Source organism: Aquibacillus sediminis, from assembly GCF_005870085.1.
Lineage (GTDB): Bacteria > Bacillota > Bacilli > Bacillales > Amphibacillaceae > Aquibacillus_E > Aquibacillus_E sediminis.
Genome location: NZ_SZNM01000001.1, coordinates 268,907 through 281,320, shown reverse-complemented (window position 1 = coordinate 281,320; position 12,414 = coordinate 268,907). Strand labels below are relative to the sequence as shown.

The 12,414-nt window shown below is 35.5% G+C and carries 16 protein-coding genes; 12 read left to right on the top strand and 4 right to left on the bottom strand.

Annotation, left to right across the window (positions count from 1 at the left end):
* Window positions 1-52 precede the first annotated feature (52 nt).
* Entirely contained in the window at window positions 53-418 is a 366-nt protein-coding gene (locus FCI53_RS01325; RefSeq protein WP_138415057.1) for a YugN family protein, read from the bottom strand.
* 219 nt (window positions 419-637) lie between these two features.
* On the opposite strand from FCI53_RS01325, the gene FCI53_RS01320 reads away from it, so the two are divergent.
* The 5 genes from FCI53_RS01320 (at window position 638) to FCI53_RS01300 (ending at window position 3,442) form a co-directional block, all read left to right on the top strand.
* Entirely contained in the window at window positions 638-1,711 is a 1,074-nt protein-coding gene (locus FCI53_RS01320) for a CAP domain-containing protein (protein ID WP_138415055.1), read from the top strand.
* 225 nt (window positions 1,712-1,936) lie between these two features.
* A complete protein-coding gene (ylbD, locus tag FCI53_RS01315) occupies window positions 1,937-2,353 on the top strand; it encodes a YlbD family protein (RefSeq protein WP_138415053.1) in 417 nt (138 codons plus the stop codon).
* A gap of 11 nt (window positions 2,354-2,364) precedes the next feature.
* Window positions 2,365-2,598 carry a YlbE-like family protein gene (locus tag FCI53_RS01310; protein ID WP_138415051.1) on the top strand — a complete coding sequence of 78 codons (234 nt, stop codon included), beginning with the start codon at window positions 2,365-2,367 and terminating at the stop codon, window positions 2,596-2,598.
* A gap of 61 nt (window positions 2,599-2,659) precedes the next feature.
* A complete protein-coding gene (locus tag FCI53_RS01305) occupies window positions 2,660-3,103 on the top strand; it encodes a YlbF/YmcA family competence regulator (protein WP_138415049.1) in 444 nt (147 codons plus the stop codon).
* 63 nt (window positions 3,104-3,166) lie between these two features.
* A complete protein-coding gene (locus FCI53_RS01300) occupies window positions 3,167-3,442 on the top strand; it encodes a YlbG family protein (protein ID WP_138415047.1) in 276 nt (91 codons plus the stop codon).
* Between the two features lie 51 nt (window positions 3,443-3,493).
* Here FCI53_RS01300 and FCI53_RS01295 read toward each other — a convergent pair whose 3' ends face one another.
* Window positions 3,494-3,871, bottom strand: coding sequence for a DUF7147 family protein (locus tag FCI53_RS01295; RefSeq protein WP_138415045.1), 378 nt, complete (start codon window positions 3,869-3,871; stop codon window positions 3,494-3,496).
* Window positions 3,872-4,351: 480 nt separating this feature from the next.
* Here FCI53_RS01295 and rsmD point away from each other — a divergent pair, with 480 nt between their 5' ends.
* Both rsmD and coaD read left to right on the top strand, forming a co-directional pair.
* Complete coding sequence (gene rsmD, locus FCI53_RS01290; RefSeq protein WP_138415043.1) at window positions 4,352-4,915, top strand: 16S rRNA (guanine(966)-N(2))-methyltransferase RsmD; 564 nt, start codon at window positions 4,352-4,354, stop codon at window positions 4,913-4,915.
* Entirely contained in the window at window positions 4,912-5,397 is a 486-nt protein-coding gene (coaD, locus tag FCI53_RS01285) for a pantetheine-phosphate adenylyltransferase (protein ID WP_138415042.1), read from the top strand. Before rsmD ends, coaD begins: the two co-directional genes overlap by 4 nt.
* A 190-nt stretch (window positions 5,398-5,587) precedes the next feature.
* On the opposite strand, the gene ylbJ is transcribed toward coaD, so the two are convergent.
* On the bottom strand, window positions 5,588-6,805 hold the full coding sequence (gene ylbJ / locus FCI53_RS01280; RefSeq protein WP_342774153.1) for a sporulation integral membrane protein YlbJ: 1,218 nt from the start codon (window positions 6,803-6,805) through the stop codon (window positions 5,588-5,590).
* A 170-nt stretch (window positions 6,806-6,975) separates the two neighbouring features.
* Between ylbJ and FCI53_RS01275 the strand changes: the two genes are divergently transcribed.
* Both FCI53_RS01275 and FCI53_RS01270 read left to right on the top strand, forming a co-directional pair.
* Window positions 6,976-7,770, top strand: a complete 795-nt coding sequence (locus FCI53_RS01275) for a patatin-like phospholipase family protein (protein WP_138415038.1) — start codon at window positions 6,976-6,978, stop codon at window positions 7,768-7,770.
* Window positions 7,760-8,785 carry a SepM family pheromone-processing serine protease gene (locus tag FCI53_RS01270; RefSeq protein WP_138415036.1) on the top strand — a complete coding sequence of 342 codons (1,026 nt, stop codon included), beginning with the start codon at window positions 7,760-7,762 and terminating at the stop codon, window positions 8,783-8,785. The genes FCI53_RS01275 and FCI53_RS01270 overlap by 11 nt, the downstream gene beginning before the upstream one ends.
* A gap of 32 nt (window positions 8,786-8,817) precedes the next feature.
* Here FCI53_RS01270 and FCI53_RS01265 read toward each other — a convergent pair whose 3' ends face one another.
* Window positions 8,818-10,035: a nucleotidyltransferase gene (locus FCI53_RS01265; RefSeq protein WP_138415034.1), complete on the bottom strand. Its 1,218-nt coding sequence runs from the start codon at window positions 10,033-10,035 to the stop codon at window positions 8,818-8,820.
* Window positions 10,036-10,248: 213 nt separating this feature from the next.
* Here FCI53_RS01265 and FCI53_RS01260 point away from each other — a divergent pair, with 213 nt between their 5' ends.
* The 3 genes from FCI53_RS01260 (at window position 10,249) to FCI53_RS01250 (ending at window position 12,105) form a co-directional block, all read left to right on the top strand.
* Complete coding sequence (locus tag FCI53_RS01260) at window positions 10,249-10,779, top strand: YceD family protein (RefSeq protein WP_138415032.1); 531 nt, start codon at window positions 10,249-10,251, stop codon at window positions 10,777-10,779.
* 71 nt (window positions 10,780-10,850) lie between these two features.
* Entirely contained in the window at window positions 10,851-11,024 is a 174-nt protein-coding gene (gene rpmF, locus FCI53_RS01255; RefSeq protein ID WP_138415030.1) for a 50S ribosomal protein L32, read from the top strand.
* A gap of 589 nt (window positions 11,025-11,613) precedes the next feature.
* Entirely contained in the window at window positions 11,614-12,105 is a 492-nt protein-coding gene (locus tag FCI53_RS01250; RefSeq protein ID WP_138415028.1) for an RsfA family transcriptional regulator, read from the top strand.
* Window positions 12,106-12,414 lie beyond the last annotated feature (309 nt).

Genomic DNA, 12,414 nt, shown 5'->3' with positions numbered 1-12,414 from the left:
TGAAATAAACAGCTGTTGATTTATGTTTCAACAGCTGTTTTGTAACCGACTATTACTTTTTGTGTTGATCAATGTATTCTTTGATCTTTTTAATGGAGCGGTTCGCCCGATCAATAACGGTGTCAGGAAAAGTCTCTTGTTCCCCATATTCAACACCGTGAGGGTAATAATGCTTACCTAATAATGGAGTTTTAAGTTGAATGACCGCATCACCTCGGTCTACATCTCCTTCCAATGCATATCCTTGCACACGAACATAGTAGGTGATGTTTTTTTCTGCAGATTCAATCTTGAAGTCGTATGTAACTCTTTCGTAATCCCATTGTCCTGCTCGAACAAAAGCATGAATATCCATTAAATGGTCTAATGCTTTTAAGTCGACAACAGCACTCTCGATTCCAGTATCCTCTAACCTCATATATGTCACCTCACAAAAAAGATAAGTACCTAAGTATATAATAGTATGGATTATCTTTTCTTGCAATTCTTAGCTATCCAATAGCTCTCCCTTTTGAAAACTAAATCTATTGATAATTCTATTTCAATGAACTGTTGTAACATAAAATAGGGTTTCTTTCATATACCTCTATTGTAGAACGTTTTTTTGATAGAGGATGAAAAAAAGGAGTTAGGGGATATGAAAGGATCACGATACATTTTGTTATTTGGACTAATTTTGGTTGCGATTTTGTATATCATGCAGGGAGGAGGAAGTAATGGACCGTTCAATCAAGAAGTCAAACAACACAAAGGTAAAGAGATAGTAGATATAAGAAAGTCTTTTCCTAGCCAAATAAACCCAATTACAGGGCTTCCTGGATCTATTTATCAGTGGATAGGAAAAACATCAACCGACGTTGAAAAGGATTTAGGTCGTCCTATACGAAAAGACAAAAGTCCATATGGATATACATGGTGGGTGTATACCAACCAAGTTAATGAATATATACAGTTTGGTGTTAATGAAGATGATAAAATTGTCACTGTATTTGCAACCGGTGACCATTTGTCTGCTGAACCTGTAGCGATTGGACAACCGTATGATGAATTAGATAAACAATTTAAATTTACCAAAGAAGTTTCCATATCACAAGACATTACTTCTTATCGGTTTGAATTGACTCAACATGATCTAGAAACTAGACCATTGACACAAATAGGAACAAATAAATTTGCACAATTTTATTTTGATGTGTTTACAAATAATTTATCATCTATACGGGTGATGACAAGTGATGTTTTATTAAGACAACGTCCATATGAAATTTTTTATCGAGGTGATCTTCCAACTGATCCACTTTTATCTGAACAAGATTGGCAAGAGATAGATCGAGGTATGGAGAAACAAATTTTTGACATAACAAATATTATTCGATCTAGGCATGAAAAAAATATTCTCGATTGGGAAGATGAAGTAGCAGAAGTGGCATTAGCGCATAGTGAAGACATGGAAGATAATAATTATTTTTCCCATTATACCCAGAATGGTGAGGGGTTAAAAGAAAGGTTAAAGAATCGTAATGTGTTTTATTTTTCTGCGGGGGAAAATATAGCTGCTCAATATACTGATGGTCCAGCGGTAGTAGAAGGGTGGTTAAATAGCGAGGGACACCGTGAAGCACTCTTGAACGATAGTTATACACATCTAGGAGTAGGAGTGTATAGACATTATTATACGCAAAATTTCTTAGAGAAACCAGATCCGCACTAATAAAAGAACTACAATAAAGAATCAACTGCCGGTAAATGTCTGATTCTGTTCAAGGGTTTATCAGTCTCTTCTAGTAGTCCTAACATGCAGTGGAATAAGAGCAAAAAACGCCACTAAGTGAGATTTCACTTTATCTTTATAGGTATGTCCACTATCAACTGTCACAATGCCTATTTTTTAATCATAAACTATGACGAAAAGGTTAGAGAATTGAGGTGATGACAGTTGACAAACAAGAATTTACATCCGTCCATACAAGAATTTAAAGCGTTTGTTAAAAAACATCCAGGATTAATTAAGGAAGTAAAACGTAACGGAGAGAGTTGGCAGGATTATTATGAGAAGTGGGTCCTGTTAGGTGAGGATGATCCTTCGTGGGAAAAATATAAACATGAGTCTAATACAACAGAACAGAATTCGCCAAGCAAGGAATCGGATACAAAAAAAGATAAACAGGAATTAATTCAACAGTTTATGAAGATGGTTGAAAATGTGGACCTAAACAAAGTAGAAGGGCATATTAATCAATTAAACGGGGCAATATCTAATATTCAAACATTAGTTGGTCAATTTCAAGAAGTGAAAAAGCAATTCCCGTCGAAAAAAGCTAACTCCAATCCATTAAACATAAATAAAGATTAGGAGGCACCTTTATGCAGCCAGAGCTTTATCATTATTTACAAACAAGAACAGATCTATTACATTTTGTTCGTCAAAATCCCAAGTGGTATAGGACCTTATCTAGAGAACCGAATCGTGTAGGAGAATTAGAACAAGAAGCGAAATACTTCTATGGAAAAACAGTCCCCCAAAGAATAAATAAACTTTCAAATCAAATACAGATGATCACCATGTTACTTCAAATGGCAGGTTCAATGAAAGATTGAACCTGCCACTTTTAATTGGTAAGCAAACTTGTTATTATAAAAAGTGTGGAGGTGGTATAACATGTTAGCCACATTAGAAATAGTAGATGTATTGGATAAATCTGAACATATAGGTCAGATGATCCTCACATCTGAAACGATGGAAGAATATCAAAAAGCGAAACAAGCTTTAGAATTGGATAAAGAGGCACAAAAACGAATTGCTGTTTTTCAACAAACAAAGGATCAGTATGAGGAAGTTCAACGCTTTGGTCGCTATCATCCAGATTATAGTAAAATAATGAAGGATATTCGTGCTACCAAAAGAGAAATGGACATGAATGAGACGGTTGCTGCTTTTAAGGTTGCGGAACGGAATCTACAAAACCTGTTAGATAAAGTAAGTGAAATTGTTGCTTATAGCGTCAGTGAGCAAATAAAAGTACCGAAAGATGGGGCGATCTTAACAGATGGTGGATGTGGCTGTGGATCTGGAAGTAGTGGGTGTGGATGTAGAGCTTCATAACCAGCTTTTTCTTTGATGAACATACTATTAATAATAACAAATATTTTAAGTGAGGATAGATGTATGAGAACAAAGCGTCAAGGAATGATAATATGGTTCCAACACATGAAAAATATTAAACAAATTAAGCGTTATGGTCACTTAATTTACGTTTCTAAACATTTGAAGTATGCAATCATATATGTTAATCAAGATGAAATAGAAGATAAACAGCAAAAATTGCGTAGGCTTCCTTTTGTGTCGAAAGTAGATTTATCTTATAAACCATTCATTAGAACTGATTTTGAAAATGCGCAAGGTGATAAAGCAAAAGAATATGATTATAAAATGGGTATTTAACATAAGATAAGCCCCAACACGATTCAATTGTGTTGGGGCTTATCTTTTCAGTTATCTAATAAATCGGTTCATTCGAAATATACCAATTAAATATTGGTAGTACAACATTTTTTCGTGAAATGAAGTAGATGGTTTGACCGTTAACTCTTTGACAGTATGATTATGATCTCTTGCTGTCTTTTCAAATAATTGTAATCTTTTGCTTGTCTGTTGATCTCTCACAGGTACTCCCTCTAAAGATATGTAAATTGGTTGGAAATCACCAATATCTGTCGGTTTCATAATAATGGCGAACGACAGTAGTTGTGTATCGTTTTTAGTTGTGGATATTTTAATGAATTCTTCTAGACGGTCAGGCATATGACGTGCTAGTTCTATAAGTTCGTAGATATCGCCATATCCTTCCCCAAGTTCAATAAAACGTTGCATATGTTTGATCACCTCACTTATGAGTAAATGTAGCATAAGTAAGTGTAAGATGCGAGTGTTTTTAATTATCACTTTTCGTATCCTTTTTTATCCCATCCCGCTGCAATCGTCCGTAAGATTCCCACTGAGTAAGAATGGAAGGAAACTGATGAAGTGATGAAAAAAGATACAGTATTCTAGAAAATAAATACTAATTAAAAAAAGCCTGCAGATAATATTATCTGCAGGCCCTTTTTGTTTTCTGAATAGAAAACAAAAAGGCAAAGGGAGAGGAGAAACCGGAGGAAGAACTTATGGGGAAACGTAAGTCTTCTCCGTGTTCGGAAGCAACTAACATGTTTGTTAGCCGCTTCATTACGTTATTATTAACGGGATGATTAAAAATATACATATAAATTTTAATTAGTGTTCATTTCATCAATTCTTTAATTTATGGTAGGATTAATTCGAATATGTGAAAAATGAGGTGTTAGGCTAAAAATGAGAGTTATTTCAGGGAAATACAAAGGGCATCCATTAAAACCCGTTCCAGGTCGCTTTACTCGCCCAACAACAGATAAAGTGAAAGAAGCATTATTTCAAATGATTGGCCCCTTTTTTGATGGCGGGACATGCTTAGATTTATTTGCGGGTAGTGGTGGACTAGGGATAGAAGCATTAAGCAGAGGCATTGAAAAAACTGTTTTTGTCGATAAACACCCGAAATCAATCCAAACGATTTATGCTAATTTAAAAGCACTACGAATAGAACAAGAGGCAGAAGTTTTCAGAACAGATGCATTTCGTGCTCTTAAAGCAGCTAGTAAAAGAAACTTATCTTTTTCATTGATTTTTTTAGATCCGCCATACCAGAAAGTATCCTATGAGGATTTGTTAGAAAAAATAAATACATATGGTTTATTAGCACGGCAGGGAATAATCGTTTGTGAGCATGATGGGCATCAAGTTTTACCAGATACATATGAAGGATTTAAAAAAGTGAAGACTGAAATCTATGGAAGCACAACAGCGATCACACTTTATGAATTGGAGGGAGAAATATGAGTAGGTTAGCAATCTGTCCAGGAAGCTTTGATCCGATAACAAATGGACATCTGGATATTATTAGGCGAGGCGCAAAAATATTTGATCATGTGATTGTGACGGTTTTTAATAATCAGTCCAAGGCCCCATTGTTCACTGTTGAGGAAAGAATTGAATTACTCGAAGCAGCTACTAGTGATCTAGATAATGTGACAGTCGATGCAAGTTCTGGTTTGCTAATGGATTATGCCAAAGAAAAACAGGCGCATGCTATTTTAAGAGGGTTGAGAGCAGTAAGTGATTTTGAATACGAAATGCAAATAACGTCTATGAATAGAAAATTAAATGAAGACATTGAAACATTTTTTATGATGACAAATAACCAGTATTCCTTCTTAAGCTCAAGTATGGTTAAGGAAGTAGCGAAATATAATGCAAATGTTTCGGATTTAGTGCCTAAACCTGTTGAAACCGCTCTACAAAAGAAGTTTTTAAAAGATTAGAATGGATAACATTTTTTGCGATATTTAAAAAAAATCAATTTTCCGGTGCAACCGTTGGTAAGATTTTCGCGTCAAAACATCAAATGAGACGGCGATATTTAAAGCGGGAGTAAACTTTCGCTCACACCCTGGATGGTTCAACTAACACTCAGTGGGAGAGCACAAAAACCCCACTGAGTGAAGTTTCACTTTATAGATAGTTCCGTTGGCTTGTTAGTCGAATCATCATAATAAAAAGGGTTAATGCTAATGAGAATAAAGTTATAATTGGACCAACTTCTTGTAGTTTTTCTAAAGTGTTTAACCATTGCTCACCATTTGTTGTGAAAACTGACAGACTCCAGTTTGCTAATGTGAGTTGTTCCAAATAAAGTGGTTTAAACAATAAAATGGCTAAAATGCTGGCAATAATTCCATGGAGAATACGAGCAAAAAAGTATGGAGCGAATCGAATGTCGGTATCGGCAATAATACTTGCAACTTGAGCTTGTACTGAAAAACCATTGAAAGCTAGAATAAAACTAATAATAATAATTTGAGGTAACAGACTAGATATATTGGTTTCAGAAATTAATTGCGCTCCTAAGGTGATTTCAAATAAACCAGAAAACATAGGAAGAGCCAACTGTCCTGGTAATCCAATTGCTGTTAGTACAATCGCTAATCCATTCGCAAATATATTTGATATTCCATATAGGTAAATTAGCTTAGTGAATACGGAAAATATTATAATAAATCCGCCAATCATTAAAAGTGTTTGGACAGAATGAACGACCGCATCACCAAATATTTTTCCAAATGGTCGCTTATCATTCATTCGTGTTTGATGTAATTCATGAAATGCTTTAGATAATGAAAATTTATTGTTGCCTCTTCTAGTATGATCTTTTGTATCTCTGCCATAAAACCTCATGCAAATACCTACCAAAGCATTACCTACATAATGACAAACCGCCAAAAGCATACCTAGTTGTGGATCATGAAAAAAACCTACAGAAATTGCCGCAATGATAAATAGTGGATTAGATGCATTGGTAAAGGAAACGAGTCGTTCAGCTTCCACTTTTGTTAATTGATTCTCTTGTCTTAACCGTGTAGTTAGTTTAGCTCCTGATGGATAGCCACTTGCCATCCCCATTGCCCACACAAATCCGCCTACACCTGGAACATTGAACAATGGACGCATAATGGGTTCAAACAGTACGCCAATAAAGCGAACTACACCAAAACCAATTAACAATTCTGCAGTAATAAAAAATGGTAAAAGTGACGGGAAGACTGTACCCCACCACATATCTATGCCTCGCGTACTTGCGTCGAGTGCTTCTTTAGGGAATTTAATTAATGCAATAGCAATAAATACTGAAATACTTGCTAATCCGATTGACTTTAATTTCGATCTCAACATGATGCCTCCCACAGTAATCAATTTCACATCTCTGTACTTATGCTTATTCTGATAGTAGAATATGAATAACTTAGGTAGAGTACAAGCAATTCTATATAATATACGCTCATAGATGCTCCTTTTATGCCATATTATTGATAAAAACTGGTGTAATTTTGAGAGGTGGCGACATGCGGAAACCGAAAATTGGCTTAGCATTAGGTTCTGGAGGAGCGAAGGGTTTTTCTCATCTTGGAGTAATTAAAGTATTAGTAGACCATGGAATAAATATTGATTTAATAGCAGGAAGTAGTATGGGAGCATTTGTTGGTTCGTTATATGGTGCAGGCCAAGAAGTCGATAACTTATACCGACTAGCAACAACGTTCAAACGAAAGTATTTCCTTGACTTTACGGTTCCAAAAATGGGTTTTATACAAGGGGATAGGATTAAAGAATATATCCGTTTATTTACTTATAATAAAAATTTAGAGGATTTTAAGATTCCAGTTGGGGTGGTCGCTACTAATTTACATACAGGCGAAAAAAAAGTGTTTTATAGAGGCAATGCCGCGGATGCTGTGCGTGCAAGCATTTCCATACCGGGTGTATTTGTACCTATGAAAATAAAAAATGACATTTATATAGACGGTGGTGTAATTGACAGGGTTCCGATTTCCGTAGCAAGAGAGATGGGGGCAGATATTGTGATTGGAGTCGATTGTGCCCATTTCACAGCGAATGCGGATGTGCAATCTATATATGATGTCATGTTACAATCCATTGATATTATGCAAGATGAATTAATAAGTTATAATGAAGGTGATGCAGACTTGATGCTAAAACCCGATGTTTCAATATATAGTTCACGAGCTTTTACCAATACCATTGATATCATTACGAAGGGTGAAAAAGAAGCGGAATCTAAAATAGATCAAATTATTCATTGTATCAGTATTTGGAAGGGGAAAACGGATGAGAGTTAATCGACGAAGTATAGTGTTATCAGTTATTGTTATTGTTTTTGTAGCATTTCTTGTAGGTTACCGCCTACCTTATTATATCTATAAACCTGGTGGTGCAGATGCGCTAAATCCGATTGTTGAAGTCACTGATGGTTATGAGAGTGATGGTGACATGCATTTAGTAACAGTCAGAGGCGGACCAGCTACACCTTTTCAATATTTATTGGCATCAATAAGGCCGTATCATGATATCGATCCTATTGAAGAAGTATTTCCAGAGGGGATTTCCCAAGAAGATTATCACAAAGCACAATTACAAATGATGGAAAGTTCACAGAAACAGTCAACAGTAGTAGCCTATCAGGCAGCAGGAGCAGATATTGACATAAACTATGAAGGGATTTATGTCGTCAATGTGATGGAAGGCATGCCAGCAGACGGTATCTTACAAACAGGAGATAAGATATTGCAAGTAGATAATCAAACGATTAGTAAAACGGATCATTTAATTGATTACGTCTCTTCTAAACAACCAGGCGCTGTTATTACACTAACAGTTGAACGTAACCAGGAGAGAGTAGAAACAGAAATGGAATTAGAGTCCTTTCCTGATCAAGATAAAGTAGGGTTGGGAATTGGCTTAGTAACTAATTTAGAGATCGAACATGTTGAGCCAGAAGTTAAGTTTGCAAGTGGTGAGATTGGTGGACCGAGCGCCGGTCTTATGTTTAGTTTAGAGATCTACGACCAGTTGACAGAATTAGACATCTCTAAAGGGTATCATATTGCTGGTACAGGTGAAATAAGTTATGAAGGACAGATTGGGAGAATAGGCGGTATTGATAAGAAGGTTATAGCAGCGGACAGTCAAGGGTGTGATATCTTCTTTGCGCCAAATGAAGGTGGGGCTGATGATTCAAACTATAAAATCGCCTCACAAACTGCAGAAGATATAGAAACAGATATGGAAATTGTTCCTGTAGATACATTTGATGATGCTTTAAAGTATTTAGAAGAATTACCGCCGAAAGAATAATAAAAAGCCCTCTTTTCATGGAGGGCTTTTTATTATTTCAATAAGATATAGGGAGGGAGGAGCTTTTGTTTTCTCATTTTTATTTGCATCTCCGCACTTAAAATAGAATAGTATGCACTTGACACTTGTTCTTCTAATTGAAGCATGGGATCTAAGCTTTTATTGAGACTAGTAACAATCGGTATATCTAAGTGTTTCTTTATTTTGTTTAAATATGCCTGTCCTGTCTGAGACATACCTAGTAAACGTATATATGGTACACGATTAGGCTCGGTTAGTGATATAATCGTTTCGCTTTTGGTGTTAGTTAGAATATGAGTGAAAATCCGTTGTAATCGTGTCCAAGTATATCTCTTTGTTTTTAAATTTTCCATCCAATTTTTGAAGCTAGTTGCGTGATATGCTGTGTTTTTAATACGGTACTCAAGCCCTTCATCCACGCCGTGAATGCTACGGAGCTCTTCGAGGGACATTGTTAATACACGATAGTTCAGTAACTGAAAATAATGTTGCCATTCATGCCAAAAGCCCGTTTTTGATCGATATTCAGTTAATTGTTGTTTGGTGTGTCCTGGGATAGCATTTTTAATTTCTGAAGTCAGTTTTTGTTCACTGTTAAGTTGTTTTCGAATACTTGTAGCGCTGGCAATCGGATCGTTTATTGATTGGTCATGGTAGTCATTTTTTATCCGTTGTATCGTAAGTGGTAAAATCGTTTGATTAAAATCGAATATACTTTTTACGTAACTAAAACCAAGGATGTTATTTGGTTGTGATAAGTCCATTTCGCCTTCTGTTAATCCAATACTATGGTATGCTTGTTTACTTGCTTCTGGAAATGATAAACCTGCGGAAAGTTGCTTTCTCAATTCCTCATTAAACTGTTTATCCTGATTTGTGTATGTATGATATGCATTGGTAAAAGAGTCAATGTTTCCATGCTCACTGCCAAAACAAAGGGATTTAACACCAAGTGCTCCTAAAGTTAAAACAGCCCCCTTAGCAAAAAGATCACTATGTTGTACAGCATAAGCGAATGGTAACTCAATCACGAGATCGATACCTTGACTGATTGCTGCTTTTGTTCGATGATATTTATCTATAATGGCTGGTTCACCACGTTGTAAGAAATTTCCGCTCATTACTGCAATCATACAATCTGCATTTGCTACTTCTTTTGATTGTTGTAAATGATACTTGTGCCCATTATGAAAAGGGTTATACTCTACAATTAGTCCACACGCATTCATGAAAAACACCTCCATGATTATGATAGCACACGAATACTTGATAAAAAATCAGCAATTTATTGTTAAGCAACACCCTCGTATGTTAGGATATTAAATAGTCTATTGGTTATAGTAATCGTTAAAAGAATGGATAAATAAACATCTGTAAAGAAAAAATATTGACAAATGATGAAATACCTTTTAAAATAATTTTTGTGCCTTGAGGTGGTATGAATGAAATTTTCGATTCAAAAGCTGAAGATGGCTGGTTCGGAACCACTTACTTTTGAAGATTATGTGGATATTTCGGAAGTTGAAGAAATGAACAATGATATTCGAAAAATTAATCCGGTATTTGTTAAAGGCTATGCCACAATGCAAGGAGATGAAGTGAGTTTTCATTTCTCCATTGATGGCACGATGGTTTTACCTTGTGCTAGGACATTAGTTGATGTTAATTTTCCATTTCATGTAGATGCATTGGAAGTTTTTTCTACATCTCCTTATTATACGGAAGAAGATGAATCGGAAATACATCCTGTAAGTGGAGAAATACTTGACTTAACTCCTTATATCAAGGAAAATGTTTTATTGGAAGTGCCATTTCGAGTTTTTTCCGATGATAAGGAAGTGCAGGAAAATGCATTGACTGAAGGAGAAGGTTGGGAATTTACTTCTGAGAAAAAAACAACGGATAAAGTAGATCCACGACTGCAAAAGTTGCAATCATTACTAGATGATAACGATCAAAAAGAAAATCAATAAGGTTTTCTGAACCTTTCTTATTTGATTTAAAGTAAGGAGATTTTCGTTCGTGTTAAAAGGAGGTGTAAGACATGGCAGTACCAAAGAGAAGAACTTCTAAAAAAGTGAAAAACCAACGTCGTACACATAAAAAATTACATGTACCAGGTATGGTAGAATGTTCAAATTGTGGGGAACTAACAAAACCACACCATGTTTGTAAAGCTTGTGGAAATTACGATGGGAAACAAGTTGTTGAACAATAAAACCAACATGGGACAAACTTTATGACGTTTGTTTAGAAATAAAAGACGTTAAAAAAATGACTGCATAGGCAGTCATTTTTTTTATGCTAATTTTTTCTAGATTGATGTATGGCACACTAACTATAGAGTGCTGAGTACTTCTTGTGTAAGAATCGGCTCTATATGAGTTAATTGTAATTGTATCTCTTCGGTAAAGTACTGCGCTTTCCTTGGGCCACGGCCTCAAGCCTCGCTACTACTTGAATAACCTTCTTTGTTGCCTTGCGCCGAGGAATTAATCCTCATGGAATTACTAGAATACGCAGGCGCATCTTGCTTGAGCTTCAGAATTATGATGCGCGGTGTATTCCACAGCGGTAGTATAGCACTTATTTTGTTAAGAATAGAAGGAAAGGTTTATAAAGTTACATTGAAGTTTCTATCAACTTTAATTGATTTAAAAGGCTAGATGGTAAGAAAATTTTAATAACATGAATCACTTGAATTAATCGGAAAGAATAGTAATTTCAAAAAATAGAAAAGATTTTATTCTATCGCCCCTAGTGTTTGCATACATTGATAGCAAATGTAATTATCAAGGAGGGATGAGATGAATAATACAAGACAGGACGCATGGAGCCAGGATGAGGATATACTACTAGCAGAAACTGTTATGAGGTATATTAGGGAAGGGAAAACGCAACTTGAAGCGTTTAAAGAAGTAGGGAAACGCTTATCGAGAACACCGGCGGCATGTGGTTTTCGTTGGAATGCTTCCGTACGCAAAAAATATGAAAAAGCAATAGAACTTGCGAAGAAAGATAGAAAACAACAAGCGGAATCACTAGAAGATATACTTGCTGTTCATCAAGAGAACCAAGAAGGTGCACTTGATGCTGCGATTTCGTTGTTAGAAAAGATGAAAGTAAATTATTCAACGGAACAAAATAATGAAACCGCTGAAGAAAAGATTAGATTGCTAACAGAAGAAATAAATGAATTAAAACAACAATTAAGAAAGTATGAACAGGCATGGCACGAAATTTTGAATATATGTAAGACATTAGAAGAAAATAAACATGATAAGGTCTTATCCGAATAATAGGTATTGTTTGTACAAACCCTCGCTGATCATTATAGAATGACGGCAAGGGTTTTAATTATTTATAGGCATTACATATTTGTTTGAATCAATGATGTAATAACGTGTTGAGATATGTATATCGTTATATCAAGATGAATGAAAGCGATGCGATATATAGAATTTTTTTATCCGCATAGATAACAGGATAAATTAATTCCGGTGTAACCGTCCGTAAGTCTCCCACTTCAAAACATGAAGTGAAGCAGAAATGTTTAAGTGGAAGTAAAACGGACGATAACACCCCGAATGGTTCAACTTACGTTCAGT